This window comes from Nocardia sp. TBRC8007, from assembly GCF_056629435.1.
In genome coordinates, this window is record NZ_JBWSOR010000007.1 from 82,287 (window position 1) to 101,543 (window position 19,257).

Genomic DNA, 19,257 nt, shown 5'->3' on the forward strand with positions numbered 1-19,257 from the left:
GACCAGCCCGCCCGGAGCCAGCTTGCTAAACCAGAAATACACGCACTGCACGGCGGACACGGTACCAGTCCAGCGCTGTCAGATGAATTCGTGGTGCCGCGGCATACAGTGCCCCAGCTACGGTGCCGGTGTGGTCGACCCGAGACAGTGGTCGACCCGAGACAGTGGTCGACCCCAGTCAATGCCGTCTGTCACCCCTACCGAACAGGCATGCGGTCACCTACCTGGCGCGCACGACGACATCCGTCCGACTCCAGGCCGTGCACATCGCGATGGCACCGATGAACACAGCGATTACGGCTTACTCCATGAAGGTATAGGTGACGCCGGTCAGCTTCTCCGATAGCTCCCAGAGCTCGCCCGCGACCTTCTCGTCCTTGGATGCCTTCGACGAGTCGGCCGGGCCCGGATAGCCGCGCATACCACCGAACCCGGTCGGACCGTAGTAGCCGCCCGGCTCGACATCAGCGGTCGCGGCGTACAGCGTCGGCAACGCACCCATGGCAGCACTTTGCGCCAACAGCCGATTGCCCAACCACATCACCCTGTCCAGAAACGACTCCGTATGCGACTGCAGTTCCGTGGCCGCGTAGCCGGGATGCGCGGCCACCGAAATCTTCCGTGCGCCCACTGCGGTCAATCTGCGCTGCAGTTCGCGCGCGAACATCAAGTTGGCCAGTTTGGCCTGCCCATATGCGGACCAGCGCTGGTATGTGCGCCGCTCCCAGTTGGGATCGGTCAAATCGATCTCGCCCATCTGGTGCGCGAAGCTCGCGACGGTAACGATCCGATCGGAGATCTTGTCCAACAGGTGTCCGGTGAGTGCGAAGTGGCCGAGATGGTTCGTACCGAATTGCCTTTCGAACCCATCGACAGTGCGCCCCTCGGGCAGCGCCATCACTCCCGCGTTGTTGATCAGCACATCGGCCCGGTCGATGCTCTCAGCGAACTCGCGGACCGAGTTCAGGTCCGCCAGATCCAGCCGGCGCACCAGAACCCGTTCGAGTTTCTCGGCTACGCGCTCTCCTTTAGCCACGTTCCGACAGGCGAGCACCACTTCAGCTCCCGCTGCGGCCAGCGCGCGCACTGTCTCCGCCCCTAGTCCGCTGTTTCCCCCTGTCACGATAAACGACCGACCACTCTGGTCGGAGATATTCGAAATGTCCCACCTGCTCATGAACGCAAGCCTAGTCCGCGCTCTCGGCCCACGCAGCTGCTCAGCCAGCAATACTATGATATAGGGTTGCCTAACCTACTTAAGGATGGCTCAGCCCGCTCAGCCCGGAATTACTGTGAGGCAGACCGTGACTTCCACCCCTTCCGCATACACGATGCATCGCGTCGGCCATGTACCTTTTCCCGCGCCCACAGCCGCGGAATATCGGGCCGCGGGATATTGGGCCGGGCGACCACTCGGTGATCTGCTGCGCGCAAGTGCGCACAGACACCCACTGCGACCAGCGCTACTCGATACCAATGGCGCGCACACTTATGCCGAGGTCGATGCCACGGCGGATCGGATGGCCCATGGACTGCTCGCGCTCGGCCTCGCGCCTGGCGACCGGGTAGTGGTCCAGCTGCCGAATGTGCCCGAATTCCTGACCGTATTGTTCGGCCTGTCACGCGCCGGGATCATCCCGGTACTGAGCCTGCCCGCACACCGGCGGGCCGAGATCGAACATCTGGCACGACAGGCCGAAGCTGTCGGTTACATCATCGCAGACCAGATCGGCGAGTTCGACTACCGCCAGCTGGCTACCACCGTGCGATCCGCGGTGCCCGAGCTGCGCCTGGTACTGGTGCTCGGTGACCCGGGCCCCTTCACTGACCTGAGCTCGATCCCGCGCAATGGCGGCAAGCTACCCGAGATCGATCCGAGTGACATCGCCCTGATGCTGGTCTCCGGCGGCACCACCGGTCTGCCGAAGCTGATCGCGCGCACGCACGACGACTACGTCTACAACGCAACCGCGAGCGCTGAGGTGTGCGCTCTGACCGAAAACGACGTCTACATGGCGACCTTGCCTGCCGCACATAATTTTCCACTGGCCTGTCCCGGCATCCTCGGCACCATCGGCGCCGGTGGCGCGGTCACCTTCGTCGGTGACCCGAGTCCGGAGGCCGCGTTCCCCGCGATCGAACGGCATCAGGTCACCTGCACCGCTGTCGTACCACCACTGGCCCAGCTCTGGTGCGCCGCTACCGAATGGGAAGAGGCCGACCTGAGCTCGCTGCGCCTGCTCCAAGTGGGTGGCGCCCGGCTGGCCGAGGTCAACGCGAAGGAGGTGACCCCTGCGCTCGGCGCAACCTTACAGCAGGTGTTCGGGATGGCCGAAGGACTACTCAACTACACTCGGCTCGACGACCCGGCCGAACTGCTGCACAATAGCCAGGGAAGGCCGCTGTCGCCGGCCGACGAGATCCGTGTGGTGGACACCGAGGGTAATGACGTCGCCCCTGGCGCCGAAGGTGAGCTGCTGACCAGGGGACCATATACGATTCGCGGCTATTATCGCGCGCCCGAGCACAATGCGCGCGCGTTCACCCCGGATGGCTTCTACCGCAGTGGCGATCTGGTTCGCCGCCTGCCCAGCGGCCATCTCGTCGTCTCGGGTCGAATCAAAGACGTGATCAACCGTGGCGGCGAGAACATCTCCTGCGACGAGCTAGAAGAACACTTGCTCGCCCATCCCGCGGTCCGGCATGCCGCCGCTGTCGGGCTGCCCGACCCCGCACTCGGCGAGAGGGTGTGCGCCGTTCTCGTCGTCGACGGCGAAATGCCGACGCTGGCCGAGATCAAAACCTTCCTCGCCCACCGAGGACTGGCGACTTACAAACTGCCGGACGTCCTGCGCCACCGGGACAAGCTGCCTATCACCGCAGTCGGCAAAATCGACAAGAAAGCGCTGCGTGCCGAAGACTGATCCGTGACATGGGCCGAACCAGCAACACGCCACCACCGCACCGCTGGGTCGGGTCGGCCTCAGGCTTTCACTACATAGGGGGCGATGCTGCCCAGTTTCTCGCATGTCTCTTCGAACTCTCGCTCCGGTCGGGACTGACCGACGACACCCGCACCCGCACGCAACCAGGCCCCTTCAGCGTTCTGGTACACCGACCGCAACACCAGGGTCGCCTCCAGCGCTCCCGACGCGGCGAGCGTAAGCACCGCACCGGAGTACAAGCCACGCGGGTCATGATCGAGCCGGAAAACCGAGTCGACCCCCACACTCTTGGGGATACCCGAGGCGGTCACCGAGGGGAACAACGCTTCCAGCGCATCCCAACTGGATCGATCGGCAGCCAACCGCCCGCGCACGGTTGACGCCAGATGCTGCACACTGCCGCGCTCACGCACCGCCATGAAATCGGATACGGCGAGCGTGCCCGGATCGGCGACGGCCGCGATCTCCGCCCAGGAAGACTTTACCGAAATCGCGTGCTCCACAATCTCTTTAGGATCGGTGACCAGATCCTCTCTTGCTGCCGAATCGGCCGCTCGGCCATGACCGAAAGCGCGGGTACCCGCCAGCGGTTCAGTGGTCACTACCCGCTCATCATCCACAGCGACCACCAGCTCAGGGCTGAAGCCCGCCGCCTCCAGGCCGCCGAGCCGCAGCAGAAACGATCGCGCCGGGGTGTTGTGCGCACGGCCGAGCCGATAGGTCGCCGGAATATCGACCACGAACGGCAAATCCACCTTCCTGGACAGGATGACCTTCTGGTACCGCCCGGCACGGATCTCGCCGACCGCCTCGGCGACTCGATCTCGATACCCGGTCGGGTCGATCCGGACATCGACCGGGTGTGCCTGCGGGAGCTCGAGACACTGCGACTGTGCGATCAACTTGTGGATATCACCGGTCTCCGCGAGTGTGGCGCCGGATATCCGTACACCGAATTCGCCGACTCGCACCTCGATACGGGGAATCATCAGATGAGCCAACGCGGTACGCGGATCCACATGCCCGGCCACGCCGAGAGACCATGCGCAGAACTCGAAACCGATCCATCCGTAGACATTGCGGCCCCCCAGCGCGAGCGCGCCGAGCGCGCGGTCGATCACCCCCGCTGGATTTCCGGCCCAGCGGCTGGTCGTGGTCCGCCCCTTCCAGGTGACTCGCAGCTCCCGAGAGTCCAACTCGACACTCCCTATGGGATCGGCGGCGAACACCCATTCCTTTGAACGCTCGTACACCACGTACTCGCCGAACTGACCCGCGGCTGCCAGCTGGGACATCGCCGCCGCGGGATCGGTCACATACTCAACCCGCGGGCGTTCCGTGGTCGACAACGATCCTCCAAAGTTATCCTGACCCACATTACAAAAGTAAGGTTAGCATTACCTGAATCATAAGCGAGAGTCCGTGCGAACCAGTTCCAGCGATACTTCCACCGCCGTACCACGCGCCAAGAAGACACTGCGTCCTACGCGCCAAGAAGACACTGCGTCCGATATCGCTCGCGACAATAGTCAGAAACCACGCAGGAGCCAGTACCACACAGGAACATGCCTGCTGCCCACCGATCTGCCTAGCCCAGCCGATATGTACCGGAAAACCGAACTCATCGGGCCGAGTGCCTGCGCGGAATCCACCCAGCGGGATTGAATGGGGGGAAGTGTCACCTGCGGAGGGAAGACATCGATGATCGATCACCGCGGCGATTCACCAGTGATTGCCCGAGCCAGGACCGCACCGGAATCGGTGGTGGCCTTGATCGATGCCGCGTCGGGTGTGGAACGCAAACTCGTCGGCACCTGGTTGGCAGAGGGTGGGCTCGGCGCGGAACTCGGCATCGCCGCCCTGGTCACCCAATTGGACCTGGATGCGAACGCCGTCGCTGTCCAGCTCGTCGGCAGGCACGACGATCCATTGGTAGTGCCGGTGCGTGTGCTGTGGTTGCCGCCGGAACGCGACGGCGTGCGCCGCGTCACCTTCGCCGATCTGGCCCTGATGACCAACCCACGCAAGCCCAACCGGTTAGTGCAGCGCAGGCTGCTCGCCAAGGCACCGGATCGCTACATCGTACTGACCGGTGCGCCCGCCCGGCTCAGCGAACTACGCGCCAATAACCCAGGGGTCGCGGCGCTGTTCGAGAAGGGCGTCGCCGAGCCATTCGCTCGCGCCATTGTACGTGCGGCAGTCGTAGCGCTCGAACGCGCCGAGCGAACCGTCATCGGGGACCGATACAAAGTGCCGCGACTCGTGGCCGAGGAAATCCTCGATTCCCCTGACTTCCTGCGCAGGCTGGAGATTATCGCCGACCGAATCGGGGCGAATTCGCTGGAGGTGTACCGGCGCGCGGAGAAAGCACTCAACGAATTAGTCGCCGCTCAGAGCAGGCTGGTCTCCGACCTGTTCACCCAAGCCATGCGGCCGGTGCATGCCTCGACCTGGAAAGTCGGCTTCGACGAGTCCGGTCTTTCCACGCTGCGCGGCCTCAACCGGCGCTTTCCGTTGGTTTTCTTGCCTTCACACCGCTCCTACGTCGACGCATTCGTGCTCGGTGATGTGCTCGCGCGTAACGACTTCCCGCCGAATCATGTGATCGGAGGCGCGAACCTGAGCTTCTGGCCGATGGGTCCGATCGCCCGGCGCACCGGGACGATATTCATCCGGCGCAGCTTCGGCGACGACGAGATATACAAAGCCGCCGTCGAGGAGTATTTTGCCTATTTGCTCGCCAAACGCTTCAATCTGGAGTGGTACTTCGAAGGTGGCCGTACCCGCACCGGGAAACTGCGCCCACCGCGCTATGGCTTGCTGAACTATCTCGCCGCGGCGGTACGTTCGAATCGCATCGATGACGTCATGCTGGTTCCGGTCTCGATCACCTACGAGCGACTCAATGAGCTCGGCGCCATCACCACCGAACAGATCGGCGGGAAGAAGAAACCGGAAGGCCTGACCTGGCTCGCGCGCTATATCCGCAGCCAGCAACACTCCGCTGGACACGTGTACGTGCGGTTCGGCGAGCCGCTGTCGGCCCGAGACCGCCTCGCCGCATATGGTGATCCGCTCATCGCCCCGCCACTGACCATTCCCCTGCACCATATCGAGCAGTTGCCACCGGATTCCACCGAAACGACCGCGGACGCGGAGCGAGCAGCGGATATCACCGAGCAGGAACGGAAAGCAGTGCAGCGACTGGCCTTCGAAGTCGCAGTGGGTATCAACGCGGTCACTCCGATCACGGTCAACGCATTGGCCACTCTCGCGCTATTAGGCATACATGGACGCGCCCTCACTCTCGGTGAGGTACGCACCGTGATCGCGCCGGTGCTCGGCTATATCGATAGGCGCGAGCTGCCCGGCGGTGAACTAGAGGCCCTGCGCGATGAGCAAGGCCTGGCTGTCGTGCTGGAGCAGCTGTCGCTGGCCAAGGTGGTCACGGTGTACCGCGGCGGACTCGAACCGGTGTATTCGATCGAGCCCGGCGCACACCTGGAAGCCGCGTTCTACCGCAACAGCGCCGTGCACTGGTTCGTCAATCGCGCCATTCTCGAGCTGGCCATTCTCGCCTCGGTCGACAGCGGCGACGCCGATGCCTTGGAAACCGGCTGGGACGAGGCATTCCGGCTACGCGATCTGCTCAAGTTCGAGTTCTTCTTCCCCGAGCGAGGCGAGTTCACCGACCAGATGGTCGCGGAAATGCTGCTGGTGGATCCGGACTGGTACAGTCATACCCGCCAAGACACCTTCGGCGCGGATATTCTGGCAAAGCTCACCGCCTCGGGATTCCTGATGGCCCATCGGGTATTGCGTTCATTCATCGACGCACAGCTGGTTCTGGCCGAACGGCTCGCCGCCCGCGACCCGAGTGACGAAATCGACCGCAAGGGGCTCATCACCGAATGCGTCGCGGTCGGCAAGCAGATGCTCCTGCAGCAGCGGCTACATGGCCCCGAGTCGGTCGCTACCGAACTGTTCGCCAGCGCACTGAAACTCGCCGAGAACTACCGCCTGCTGGAAATCGTGCCGGACAATGCAGCTGAACTCCGTATGGAACTGATTCAGCGCCGAAAAGATTTCGCCGAGCGCCTACGCGGTATAGGAGCCCGCATCGCGCGAGCAGCCGCACTCGATCCGTCCAACATGCAGACGTGGTGAGCTATCGTCACGATGAAGCCGTGGCACACCGGAGGCACAATGACCCACGCCCGCACTGAGCTCGATACCGCGATCGCCACCATCCGCTCCGGACCGCAGGGCCCTGCCATCGCCGCGATATTCGACTTCGGCGGCACAGTGTTCGATGGGCCGGGAACGCGACGGCGCACACTACGTCGTCACACCCCCTCTGAGGTACTACTCGGAGGCATCCGTAACAACATGACCGACGGCGAGTACGGCACGTTTCTCCGGCAACTCCCCCGTACCCTGGCCGGACACTCCGAACAGGAGCTGGACGAGTTGGGCAGGCGTCTGTTCCAGCGCATCATCTACGGACATCTGTATCCCGAAGTGTGGCAGCTGATCCAAAGCCATCGCAATGCCGGGCACACAGTCGTGTTGATCAGTTCACTCACCCGATTCCAAGTGCTGCCCGCAGCAGTGCAGCTGGGCATCGAGCACGTGTGTTACACCCCCATGGCCACCCGTGCTGGGGTGCTCACCGGCTACCCGGGCGGGAAGACACTGTGGCGCCGAAACAAAGGCGACAAGGTCACCTCGCTCGCAGCCGCGCACCACCTAGACCTCGAACACAGCTACGCCTATGCCGACTCGATCGCTGATCTGCCCATGCTCTCGAGAGTCGGTTGCCCCGTGGCAGTCAACCCCGACGACGCACTAGCTGGAATCGCCGACCAGCGACAGTGGAGAACACTGAGGTTTCGTCCCCGCCGCAGGCCACGCACGACTGATTACATCCGCACCGCAGCGGGATTCGTCGGGTTGCTCGGGGGTGCGCTCCTCGGTGTCGTGTCGAAGGCGCCCACCAAAGACAGACAGCAGATGGCCGACGCGCTGATATCGCACGCAACGTGCTACGCGCTGCACAACGCGGGTATCCGGATACGAACTACCGGTGCCGAAAACGCGAATTCACCTCGACCCGCGGTCTTTCTGTTCAATCACCAGAGCCAGTTGGATGTCATCATCGTGCCCAAGGTGCTCGATGGCGGAGTAACCGCCATCGGAAAGAAAGAGATCACCAAGAATCCGGTATTCGGGCCGCTGCTGCGCTTCGCAGGAATGACCTTCATCGATCGCGCGAACACCTCGCAGGCCAAAGCAGCATTGCAGCCGGTGGTCGAGACCCTGCGCAGCGGGTTGTCGGTCGCGATGTCCCCAGAGGGAACCCGCTCCTACACCCCAGGGGTCGGACCGTTCAAAAAGGGTGCGTTTCATATCGCGATCCAAGCCGGAGTGCCGGTGATCCCGATCGTGATCCGCAATGCGGGCGAAATCTGCTGGCGCAACGCGATGGTCGCTCGCCCCGGAACAGTGGACGTGGCAATCCTCGATCCCATCGATGTCAGCGGATGGGATCCCGTCGATATGGATACCGAGGTGGCGCAAGTACGGCAGCTGTTCGCCGACACTCTCTTGCATTGGCCCGACTGAGCTTTCACGTGTCCACCATCGGGCCTGTCACGCTAAGTGGCCGGCAGGCCGCTACCCCGAAACACCACCAGCCCTTCGCTGGGAGCGGACCGGCGCGCAGTACTCAGACTGCGCGACCGAACAGCAGTTTCCAAGGCATCAGTGCTGACTCGAGCTGCACTTTGAGGCTCATTTTGGAGGCACCGAGCGTTCGTTCCTCGAATCGGATCGGAACCTCGGTGATCGAGATGCCCTTCTTGATCGTGCGATAGTTCATCTCGACCTGAAAGGAGTACCCATTGCTACGGATCGCCCCGACGTCGATGGCGCGCAAGGTGTCGGCCCGCCAAGCCTTGAAGCCTGCGGTCGCGTCTTTGACACCCAACCGCAGAATCAGGTTGACATAGAAGTTCGCCCAAGCCGACAGCGCCTTGCGATACCACTTCCACTCGGCGGCGGTCGAGCCGCCTGGGACATAGCGGGAGCCCAGCACCACACCGGCATCCGTGGTCGACAGCTTCCGCAGCATGGCGGGAATGACCTCGGCGGGATGCGACAGGTCGGCATCCATCTGGATCACGACATCCGCACCTTCGTCCAGTGCCCGCGTGATGCCTGCGACATACGCGCGCCCCAGCCCATCCTTCTCGGTCCGGTGCAGCACACTGACCACGTCCGGCAGCTCGACGGCCAGCTTATCCGCCACCTCTCCGGTGCCATCCGGTGAGCTGTCGTCCACAACGAGCACACGCAGGTCGGATACCGGCAGCGCGGTCAGCCGGTTCACCGCAACCGGCAGATTGTCCCGCTCGTTGTAGGTCGGCACAACAACGGTAACCCTCAAGGGTCGGCCCTCCCTGCTGATCCTGGTTCCGCTCGCAGCCCACACCAGGACCACCGAGCATTCGACGAGTTCTGGAGAACGGTACTTGATGCACCCGACCACCAGCCGAGCGGCCGCACTCGACGTGGCACCGGGCAACCCTCCGACCAGCATTTCTAGATCAACTTCGCTATCCGAGCAGCGGCCGACCCCGTGTTGCGGCCACGTCGTCACCTGCGCGGAGCATCACGTGTGCACACCGGAAACTAGTTGCCGCACAAAGACTCCGCGCAGTACCGCACCGCCATGGCGGTATCGCGACTCAATCTCCGTCCCGCCAGGCCCGATCCCTGGCATCCTCACGTTCGGTGCGGGCACGTGCGATATCCAGCGCCCGCTCCGCCATCGCCTGGTCCGGATACGGTCCCATACGATCACGGAACCAGCACTGCCGTCCGCGCTCAGCCCGATTGTGCTTCAAGCAGTAGTACCAGCGCTCAGCCATACCTCAAGCATCTCATCAGACGCAACCTCCTCCGCATAACGTGCCGTACAGGGGCCGACAATGCCGGATGCGGATACGGAAAATCCCCCCGACCAGGTGATACGTCGAGGGGATCTGGTGGCCAGGGCCGGGATCGAACCGGCGACCTTCCGCTTTTCAGGCGGACGCTCGTACCAACTGAGCTACCTGGCCGCAGGCACCCGAGGTGAATGCCGTACGCGAGGCGCCGGATATTTCCGGCGCTTACTGGCGACCCTGACGGGACTCGAACCCGCGACCTCCGCCGTGACAGGGCGGCGCGCTAACCAACTGCGCCACAGGGCCATGCTCTGCTACCTACGATCCGAAGATCGTACCCCCTACGGGATTCGAACCCGCGCTACCGCCTTGAAAGGGCGGCGTCCTAGGCCGCTAGACGAAGGGGGCTCGTCCCGGATTTCTCCGGACCGGCTTTCAACGGCTGTCCGTTGGGAGCTGGGATAGCTTATGACACAACCGGACGGAATCCCAAACCAGCTGGTCAAAGACCTAAACCGAGATCCTCCATACGCGCCTGGGCGCGCCAGCCGTCACTGCGGAACTTCTCCAGCCACTCCAGGGTAGCCATCGCCTCGATCACCACCTCGAGCGCCTCCTCGAACCGTGATCGCAAGTCGACTCGGTCGTCGACCAAGTCCACCATGTATCGCTGTCCGGCCAGCGCGGCGGCGAGCGTACGGGTGAACCGACCGGGGTCCGCATCGGTGCGCAGCTGACCGTGATCGATGGCACTCATGGTGAGCGCTTTGGTCGTGCGGCCGAAGATGCGACCACCACCGGTCTGTACATCTCGATAGAAATCCGACTCTATGGTCAAGCGGTACTCGGCCCGCACGATGATGTCGTGCTCCAGCCGCAGTGCAATCTCGTCGACCATCCCGTGCAAGATGTCCAACGGGCTGAGATCCGTTCGCGCGAGCCATCGCTCGACAGAGACACGGTAGCGTTCCACCGCAGTCCCGAGCACCGCGCGCGCGAGCTCTTCTTTGGAGTCGAAATGGAAGTACATGGCGCCCTTGGTGGCACGCGACCCTTCCAATATGCGGTTGAGCGATGCCGCGGCATAGCCGCTCTTCCCGAACTCAACGGCGGCGGACCTGATAATCGCCGCCCGTGTCCGGCGGGCCCGCTCCTGCTGCCGTGCCATGCTCGAAACGCCTCCGAAACCTACTCGTCACCAATCAGCCGCCCAAAGGTACAGATATTGGTGCGAATTAATAATTAATTGATACTGAAGATCAGGGTTTTTGATTATTTTCAAACTTTTGGTACGGAATTTGCCAAGAAACCGGGAACACACCAGCTGATATGATTCACCTGCCCGGATGCGCTACAGGGGGTGCGCATCCGGGCTCTAGTTCGTCTCGAATCTGCCTCCTCCTGCGGCATCGAGTTCCACCGAGTCTTCCTCGGCGGAGCCGACCGTGACACTGTCGGACACGGCAACGTCAAGCGGAATTCCTCAGTGCCAACCGAGTTATCGATTCGTTCGGAATTCACCAAGGCGTCACCGTACCCGGAAATCCTGTCCGACACACGGCAAACCAGAGAGCTCGATAACCATTCCCGTTCGCATTCCATTGAGGCAAATATTCAGCAATCGGCTTGTCTATCTCTTGATCACACGAATTCACCAGTACTCCTGTGATGTTCGCCCGAGCCGATCAGCAGACCCGATACCCGATCGTTGCGCACACTCCGCCCACCGCCCAGCCCCCCGAACCACGTCCGGATCGGCACTAACTCTCCGGGTAAAACCAAAGATATTGTCAGCCAACATGTTTGGATGATAACCAGACGGAGTTCCGCTGGACAGAGCTGGGCCGCATTGAGCGTGCGGTTCGCATCGGCACACAGCCGACTCCTCCGCCAACGGAAACCCGCCCGATCGAGGTGTAGCCGACCGGCGGGGACAATCAGGCCATGGTCGCCTTCGCACCGAACGCGCGGCAGATGGCTCCGAGAATGCCGATCCCTAGCGCTGAAGCACTTCCAGCAGCGGTAAGGCCAGGAGCGCGGTGGACATGCCGAGCACGCTGCGCAGTCACCATGCCGATACGTGCCCCCTGTAGGACTCGAACCTACGACCTAGTGATTAAAAGTCACCAGCTCTACCAACTGAGCTAAAGGGGCTCGGCTGAAAAGCATAGCCGACAACAGCCATGGCAGACGAACCCAGCGGAAGGAGCGGCACTCCGCGCCTTCTCGAGGGCTGACAGAATGCGCCAGCCGCGGCAGCAATCCGACGCCACGTCACCGCGCGACAGCGCAGTGCTGTCAGCCACGGTAGGTGTCGGCCGTGACAAGGACGGGCGATGACGAGCCTGACAAGTCGACTACGCATGGGAAGCCTCTGCGCCATTCGCCCCGACCCGGGCGGTGGGGCCTTTCTCAGATCGGGCTACGCGGCCACCTGTCCGTAGGGCCGCCCGAAGACACTCTCCGGCAACCTGGACGACCAGCGCCTGGCAGCAGACCACGGCGCACCTCTGGCACTCCTACCTCGTGCGGACCCGAACAGCCGAGCCCGCGATCCGGATCCGCGCCCGAAGCGTAACCCTGCACCACTCGCGGACCTCATACACTCGTGAGGGTATACGGGCAGCGAATATTCTGTATGACGTAGGTCATACAAGTAGCACTACCCGGAGAATGCGTTTCACATCACACCTACGGTGCCGTAAGGTATTGCCGCATTGGTGTCGGTTTGCCTTCGGACAACCAGCACAACCGGACGTACACACTTGAAGGGTTCATACATGGCAAGGGATCTAACTCAACTCGAGCTTCTCACGGAGTTGGAGCCGGTTGCCGAAGAGAACGTCAACCGACACCTCTCCCTAGCAAAAGAATGGCATCCCCACGACTATGTTCCATGGGACGAAGGCCGCAACTTCGCGGCACTCGGCGGCATCGATTGGGATCCAGAACAATCTCAGCTCAGCGAGGTCGCCAAGGCGGCCATGGTCACCAATCTCCTCACCGAGGACAACCTACCCTCCTACCACCGAGAGATCGCCGAGAATTTCTCCCAGGACGGCGCCTGGGGCACCTGGGTGGGACGCTGGACAGCCGAGGAGAACCGCCACGGCATCGTCATGCGCGACTACCTGGTCGTCACCCGAGGAGTCGATCCAGTAGCCCTCGAACAGGCCAGAATGGTCCATATGACCAACGGCTTCGCCTCCCCCACCGAAGACGACGCCGGATTCCTACACACTGTTGCATATGTCACATTTCAAGAGCTAGCCACCCGGGTCAGCCATCGCAACACCGGCAAGGTCTGTGACGACCCGATCGCCGATCGTATGCTGCAGCGCGTCGCCGCTGACGAGAACCTGCACATGATCTTCTACCGGAATATGTGTGGCGCTGCCCTCGATCTGGCTCCTGACCAGTCCATCGAAGCGATTGCACTGATCCTGGAGAATTTCCAGATGCCCGGCGCGGGCATGCCCAACTTCCGCCGTAACGGCGTGCTGATGGCCAAGCACGGCATCTATGATCTGCGTCAGCATCTGGAAGAAGTCATCCAGCCAGTGCTGAAGAAGTGGAACCTCTTCGAGCGCACCGACTTCACCGCACGCGGCGAAGCGATCCGAGATCGCCTCGGCCTGTTTCTGGAGAAACTGGGCAGGGATGTGATCAAGTTCGAAGAGCAGCGGGACCGCATGCTCGCCCGTGAAGCGGTGAAGCGCGAGATGACCAATGCCACTGCAAGCTGATTTACCAGTAAGGAGCGAATACCCTGTCGGCGGACCGGATACCCGGCTCATCGGCGTGCCGCGATAGTCATACGTAGAAGGCTCCTCCTGGATCGAGGACATCTCGCCGACTCATGCCAAGTCGTCGAGAAGGCGGCCACCGTGCTGATCGGTCAGCCCGCCCGTACCGGTTGGCTCACGTCCGGAAATGAGACACTGAACGGCGTGACGATGACTACCGGTGCGAATACCACGCTGCGGATCGGCCCGTATCCGGTCGATCCCCCGGTCGTACTCGCACCGATGGCGGGCATCACAAATCTGGCATTTCGCAGGTTGTGCCGGGAATTCGGCAGCCCGACCTCGATATATGTGTGTGAGATGATCACCGCGCGCGCGGTGGTGGAACGCAACGAGAAGACGCTGCGCATGATGTCCTTCGGCGCGGACGAATACCCGCGATCCGTGCAGCTCTACGGCGTGGACCCAGCCACGCTCGGCGAGGCCGTACGGATCGTCGTCGGCGAGGGCTGGGCCGACCACATCGATCTCAACCTCGGCTGCCCGGTACCCAAGGTCACTCGACTCGGCGGCGGTGCGGCACTACCGTACAAACGCACGCTCTTCCGGCATATCGTGCGCGCTATGGTGAATGCCGCCGAACCGGTAGGCGTTCCGGTGACCGTGAAGTTCCGCATCGGAATCGACGACAATCATCTCACCTATCTGGACGCGGGGCGCATCGCGGAAGCCGAGGGCGCGCAGGCCGTCGCATTGCATGCGCGCACAGCAGCGCAGCGTTATTCCGGCCAGGCCGACTGGACGGCGATCTCCCAGCTCAAAGAGGCCGTCACTTCGATCCCGGTACTGGGTAACGGCGATATCTTCGCCGCTGCCGACGCAGTTCGCATGATGGACGATACCGGGTGCGACGGCGTGGTCATCGGCCGTGGCTGTTTGGGCAGACCATGGCTGTTCGCTGAATTACAGGCCGCGCTGCGCGGCGAGTCACTGCCGCCGGCACCCGACCTGGGTCAGGTCGGGGCAATATTGTACCGACACGGCGTGCTGCTGGCCGAGCATCTCGGTGAGGAAAAAGCCGTTCGTGATCTGCGCAAACACATGGCCTGGTATCTGATGGGGTTCCCGGTCGGCGCCGAATTGCGCCGCGCGTTCGCCACCGTCGGCAGCCTCGCACACCTGGCGGACCTCGTCGGGCAGCTCGATCCGACCGCACCGTTCCCCAAAGATGCCGAGGGCCCCCGCGGCCGTCAAGGCTCTCCGGGCAAAGTCGCCTTGCCGCACGGCTGGCTCGACGATCCAGACGATCCGGCGGTACCGCGAGCCGCTGATGTGATGCACAGCGGCGGTTGATCGCACGTTCTCGTCCCGAGCCGCATTGTCAAACACCGGTGTGACCTCGCCGATCCTGTGCCTGGGTGGCTCGTCCTGACAGAATCGTTATCATTGCGGAATCAGATGCTGCCGGTCGAGATGCGGTTCAGGCGGAAAAGTAGGACGAAAAGCGAGGTTCGTTGGTGGGTGACGATCGGAACGGGCGTTCCCCAAAGCCCGGTGGTCGCGCCCCGTGGGAGCGATACCCTGAGGCGGGTCGTCCCGAACGGGCGCACCGACGCTCACGGCACACCGAAACCGGCCTTGATCAGGATTCCGCACCGATCACGGTCCAAGATCTCGTAGAGAAGGTCGACGGCGAACGCGGGCGCAGAGCCCCCACCCCGACAGCGCCGCAAAATGCCGCGTCCCCCGAGGAACGACGCGGCGAAGCCCCGCTCTCCGATAGCGGCCCACCAAACCGGCGGCATCGAACCGAACCCGCCGCAACACCGGCGACTTCGCACCGCCCGGCCGAGCCAATCTCCCGCCCGCTATCGGAGGCCGCGGATCGCCGCGGCGCCGAAGCAGCGAGCGCTCGCCGCACGCTGGATACGTCGGTACCACGGCAGAGCGGCATTTCACCGGGTGAGCAGCGCGCCACGGGAAAGCCGAACGCCTCGGCTCCACGCTCGGCGAGCCATGGTCGTCTCGAGCACTCCGCGCCGGAATCGGCTGAAGAAGTCACTGATGTTCTCCCGCCACCCACCGAACCGTCGCGGGCCGCGCATACCAACTGGCCGACCAAGAGCAACTCCGGCGAAGTTACCGAAAGCACCGAGAAACAAGCTGGTAGGCCGAAGGCGATCGGCGCGAAGCCACGATCACGCCTCAATACCGCCCAGCGACGTCGAAAAAATCGGCTCCGGATACTGGGCAGAACGTCAATGGCCGCGGTGGCCGTTCTCGTTCTGCTGACCACCGGCAGCGGCTGGAGCTACCTGAATTCCACTGCCAATGGCTTCAATCAGTTGTCCGCACTCGGTGACAACTCCGGAGACGTTATCGACTCGGGCGCACAACTCGGCGACGAGAACTATCTGCTCGTCGGAACCGATACTCGTGCAGGCGCCAACGGGAAGGTGGGCGCGGGAACCGTCAGCGATGCCGCAGGCTCTCGCTCGGACACCATCATGCTGGTGCACATCCCCCAGAATCGATCACGCGTCGTGGTCGTGTCGTTTCCCCGCGACTTGGATGTCACCAGACCGCGATGCCACGGCTGGGACAACGAAAAGGTCAAGTACACCGATGAGGTCTTTCCCTCGGCCATCGGTGACAAGCTCAATGCCGTCTATGCCCTAGGCGGCCCGAAGTGCCTGTACAGCGTCATCTCCAAGATGACAGGGCTCAACATCAATCATTTCATCAGCATCGACTTCGCCGGGTTCGAAGCAATGGTCAACCAGGTCGGTGGTGTAGACGTATGCACCACCAAGCCGATCATCGACGGGATTCTCGGCCCAGTCCTGAAGACTCCCGGCAAGCACCACATCAGTGGCACGACCGCGCTCAATTACGTGCGAGCCCGACACGTCTACGGCGAAGAACGCAGTGACTACGACCGCATCAAACGACAACAGCGGTTCCTGGCCTCGTTGCTACGCAGTGCGATGTCCAGCAAAGTGCTCTTGGACCCCGGCAAGCTACGCGGCTTCATCGAGGCGTTCACCGAACATACGTGGGTACACAGAGTCGACACCAACGACCTGCTGACTCTCGGGCGGTCGCTGCAGAAAATCGATGCGGGCGCAGTGACCTTTCTGACCATCCCGACCTCGGGTACCAACGCCTACGGTAACGAGATTCCCCGCGAATCCGACATCAAGGCCATCTTCCGCGCGATCATCGATGACCAGCCGCTGCCAGGGGAGAAGAAATCGGCACCCGCCGCAGGAACAAGCACAACGAAACCGCCCGCCCCACCGAAGTTCACCGCGGTCGACCCTGGCACAGTGCCACTGCTGATCTCGAATGGTTCCGGTGCCACCGGGATAGCCGGTGCCACCGCGACCAAGCTGAGCAATCAGGGGTTCAATATCTACAACACCGGTAACTACTCCGACGGCCAGGTAACCAAGACCAGAATCCGCTATACCCCAGGCCACGAGGCCACGGCGGCAACAGTGGCCTCAGCGATCCCTGGAGCGGAGCTGGAACCGGCGAGCGATCTCGGCGGCATCATCGAGGTTGTTTTGGGGACTGATTTCTCTGGCAAGGTGACCAGCCCGGTGCCGGTAGGGGATCCGATCACAAATGTCTCCGTCAGTAAAGCACCGGTCACCCTTCCCTCCGATCTGGAGCACATCAACGCGGGCGAAGACATCTGCGGTTGACGTCCTCCCCCTTCTTAGGCGAGAGGTTCCCGCTCGTGCGGGCTACGCCGTGTTTCCGGTGGATTCCTGCTCCACCTCCGGTCGCGCTCGACCGAGGTCGAGCCCGACCGTCAGCCCCACAAGCGTTGGACTGTCCACACATCCTGCGCCCAGAACAGCACGCGCGGCGTAGGGACCGATACCGGCACTGCAGACCTGGTGAGGTTCCTACCTGCTGTAACACACATGCTAACTGTTCGCACCGGTGATTCACTCGTTGTTCGTGACTTGGTCAGCATCGCGAACTAATGTCGATTAACATGCGTGTCATCTACAACGAGCGGATAGCCGATCTCGCTCACCTACTGGGCAAGATGGCTGGGCTGGCCGGCTCCGCCATGGACTTGGCGACCCAATCGTTGCTCCAAGCCGACCTCCTGCTGGCCGAGCAGGTGATCAGTGAACACGACCAGATCGCCGAACTGATCCAGGAAGCCGAGGAGAAAGCCTTCGCTCTACTCGCGCTGCAGGCGCCGGTAGCCAGTGATCTTCGGCAAGTGGTGAGCACAATCCAGATCGTCAGCGAAGTGAACCGGATGGGTGCGCTCGCGCTGCACGTGGCCAAGGTCGCACGACGACGTCACCCGAATCACGCACTGCCCGAAGCGGTCAACGGCTATTTCGCCGAAATGGGTCGCATCGCGGTGAACATGGGCGCAAGCGCGCGAGAAGTGCTGGAAACTCGCGACCCTGAGCGCGCCGCTCAGTTGAACGAGGACGACGAGGCCATGGACGACCTGCACCGGCACCTCTTCACACTACTCATGGACCGGGAATGGAAATACGGCGTCGCCGCTGCTGTGGATGTCACGCTACTCGGCCGCTACTATGAGCGCTTCGCCGATCACGCCGTTGAAATCGGCCGCCGGGTCATCTTCCTGGTCACTGGCGCTCTCCCCCCGGAAACGGAGAAGTGACGCTCCCCGCGGCGAGCTCGAGTTGTAGCGAATAGCCTGCGGCGTTCCCCTGCCGATGACTGCGATAAGCGGGTAGTCCCGAGTAGCCGAATCACTGCTCGGGACTTTTCTTCGTCCTCGGTCTATCCGGTCCGCGAACTGCGCTACGCGGCTGCGATCAGCCGAAGCGGCCCGAGATGTAGTCCTCCGTCGCCTTCTGGGAAGGATTCGAGAATATCTTCTCGGTGTCATCGATTTCGACCAGCCTGCCCGGCTTGCCTTGAGCCTCCAGGTTGAAGAAGCCTGTCTGGTCACTCACGCGCGCGGCCTGCTGCATGTTGTGGGTGACGATGACAATAGTGAATTCTTTCTTCAGCTCGGTGATCAGGTCCTCGATCGCCAGAGTCGAGATCGGGTCCAGCGCTGAGCACGGCTCGTCCATCAGCAACACATCCGGCGATACTGCGATAGCGCGCGCGATGCACAGCCGCTGCTGCTGGCCGCCGGACAGACCGCCACCCGGCTTGTCCAGGCGATCCTTCACCTCATTCCACAGGTTAGCCCCCCGCAGCGAACGCTCGGCGACCTCGTCGAGTTCCTTTTTGTTGCGCACACCCTGCAGCTTGAGTCCGGCCACCACATTGTCCCTGATCGACATGGTGGGAAAGGGGTTCGGCCGCTGAAAGACCATGCCGATGGTGCGGCGCACGCTGACCGGGTCGATCTGCGCGCCATAGATATCCTCGCCGTCCAGCAGCACCGCGCCCTCGACCTTGGCATTCGGAATCACCTCATGCATGCGGTTGAGTGAACGCAATACGGTGGACTTGCCGCAACCGGAGGGGCCGATGAAGGCGGTCACGCTGCGCGGCAACACAGTCAGCGAGACATCGGACACGGCATGGAATTTGCCGTAATAGATGTTCAGATCCTTGACGTCGATCCGCTTGGCCATTTTCGCTAATCCGTTT

13 protein-coding genes and 4 tRNA genes are annotated in these 19,257 nt (G+C 62.5%); 7 read left to right on the forward strand and 10 right to left on the reverse strand.

All coding sequences use genetic code 11. The annotated features are described in order from the left end of the window. Nucleotides 1-301: 301 nt before the first annotated feature. Nucleotides 302-1,177: an oxidoreductase gene (locus tag ACX4ZE_RS09470; RefSeq protein WP_480272962.1), complete on the reverse strand. Its 876-nt coding sequence runs from the start codon at nucleotides 1,175-1,177 to the stop codon at nucleotides 302-304. A 109-nt stretch (nucleotides 1,178-1,286) separates the two neighbouring features. Here ACX4ZE_RS09470 and ACX4ZE_RS09475 point away from each other — a divergent pair, with 109 nt between their 5' ends. Beyond that, entirely contained in the window at nucleotides 1,287-2,924 is a 1,638-nt protein-coding gene (locus ACX4ZE_RS09475; protein ID WP_480273029.1) for a (2,3-dihydroxybenzoyl)adenylate synthase, read from the forward strand. A 59-nt stretch (nucleotides 2,925-2,983) separates the two neighbouring features. Here ACX4ZE_RS09475 and ACX4ZE_RS09480 read toward each other — a convergent pair whose 3' ends face one another. Beyond that, nucleotides 2,984-4,294, reverse strand: coding sequence for a salicylate synthase (locus ACX4ZE_RS09480; protein ID WP_480272963.1), 1,311 nt, complete (start codon nucleotides 4,292-4,294; stop codon nucleotides 2,984-2,986). Between the two features lie 352 nt (nucleotides 4,295-4,646). On the opposite strand from ACX4ZE_RS09480, the gene ACX4ZE_RS09485 reads away from it, so the two are divergent. Then, complete coding sequence (locus ACX4ZE_RS09485; protein ID WP_480272964.1) at nucleotides 4,647-7,112, forward strand: glycerol-3-phosphate 1-O-acyltransferase; 2,466 nt, start codon at nucleotides 4,647-4,649, stop codon at nucleotides 7,110-7,112. Nucleotides 7,113-7,151: 39 nt separating this feature from the next. After that, a complete protein-coding gene (locus ACX4ZE_RS09490) occupies nucleotides 7,152-8,570 on the forward strand; it encodes a 1-acylglycerol-3-phosphate O-acyltransferase (protein WP_480272965.1) in 1,419 nt (472 codons plus the stop codon). 103 nt (nucleotides 8,571-8,673) lie between these two features. On the opposite strand, the gene ACX4ZE_RS09495 is transcribed toward ACX4ZE_RS09490, so the two are convergent. The 7 genes from ACX4ZE_RS09495 to ACX4ZE_RS09525 form a co-directional block, all read right to left on the reverse strand. After that, complete coding sequence (locus ACX4ZE_RS09495) at nucleotides 8,674-9,375, reverse strand: polyprenol monophosphomannose synthase (protein ID WP_480273030.1); 702 nt, start codon at nucleotides 9,373-9,375, stop codon at nucleotides 8,674-8,676. A 319-nt stretch (nucleotides 9,376-9,694) separates the two neighbouring features. Then, nucleotides 9,695-9,877 (reverse strand): hypothetical protein, encoded by a 183-nt coding sequence (locus ACX4ZE_RS09500; protein ID WP_480272966.1) that lies wholly within the window; start codon nucleotides 9,875-9,877, stop codon nucleotides 9,695-9,697. A 115-nt stretch (nucleotides 9,878-9,992) separates the two neighbouring features. Then, nucleotides 9,993-10,069: transfer RNA gene (locus ACX4ZE_RS09505), tRNA-Phe, on the reverse strand. A 55-nt stretch (nucleotides 10,070-10,124) separates the two neighbouring features. Continuing rightward, nucleotides 10,125-10,201, reverse strand: a tRNA-Asp gene (locus ACX4ZE_RS09510). A gap of 29 nt (nucleotides 10,202-10,230) precedes the next feature. Beyond that, nucleotides 10,231-10,303: transfer RNA gene (locus ACX4ZE_RS09515), tRNA-Glu, on the reverse strand. A gap of 94 nt (nucleotides 10,304-10,397) precedes the next feature. Continuing rightward, nucleotides 10,398-11,063 (reverse strand): TetR family transcriptional regulator, encoded by a 666-nt coding sequence (locus ACX4ZE_RS09520; protein ID WP_480272967.1) that lies wholly within the window; start codon nucleotides 11,061-11,063, stop codon nucleotides 10,398-10,400. Between the two features lie 913 nt (nucleotides 11,064-11,976). Continuing rightward, a tRNA-Lys gene (locus ACX4ZE_RS09525) sits at nucleotides 11,977-12,049 on the reverse strand. Between the two features lie 626 nt (nucleotides 12,050-12,675). Here ACX4ZE_RS09525 and ACX4ZE_RS09530 point away from each other — a divergent pair. The 4 genes from ACX4ZE_RS09530 (at nucleotide 12,676) to phoU (ending at nucleotide 18,307) form a co-directional block, all read left to right on the forward strand. Beyond that, nucleotides 12,676-13,641: an acyl-ACP desaturase gene (locus tag ACX4ZE_RS09530; RefSeq protein WP_480272968.1), complete on the forward strand. Its 966-nt coding sequence runs from the start codon at nucleotides 12,676-12,678 to the stop codon at nucleotides 13,639-13,641. Between the two features lie 210 nt (nucleotides 13,642-13,851). Next, nucleotides 13,852-14,994 (forward strand): tRNA dihydrouridine synthase DusB, encoded by a 1,143-nt coding sequence (gene dusB, locus ACX4ZE_RS09535; RefSeq protein WP_480273031.1) that lies wholly within the window; start codon nucleotides 13,852-13,854, stop codon nucleotides 14,992-14,994. A 164-nt stretch (nucleotides 14,995-15,158) separates the two neighbouring features. Next, a complete protein-coding gene (locus ACX4ZE_RS09540) occupies nucleotides 15,159-17,351 on the forward strand; it encodes an LCP family protein (RefSeq protein WP_480272969.1) in 2,193 nt (730 codons plus the stop codon). 299 nt (nucleotides 17,352-17,650) lie between these two features. Then, a complete protein-coding gene (gene phoU / locus ACX4ZE_RS09545; protein ID WP_480272970.1) occupies nucleotides 17,651-18,307 on the forward strand; it encodes a phosphate signaling complex protein PhoU in 657 nt (218 codons plus the stop codon). A 157-nt stretch (nucleotides 18,308-18,464) separates the two neighbouring features. On the opposite strand, the gene pstB is transcribed toward phoU, so the two are convergent. Next, nucleotides 18,465-19,241: a phosphate ABC transporter ATP-binding protein PstB gene (pstB, locus tag ACX4ZE_RS09550; protein ID WP_480272971.1), complete on the reverse strand. Its 777-nt coding sequence runs from the start codon at nucleotides 19,239-19,241 to the stop codon at nucleotides 18,465-18,467. Between the last annotated feature and the right edge of the window lie 16 nt (nucleotides 19,242-19,257).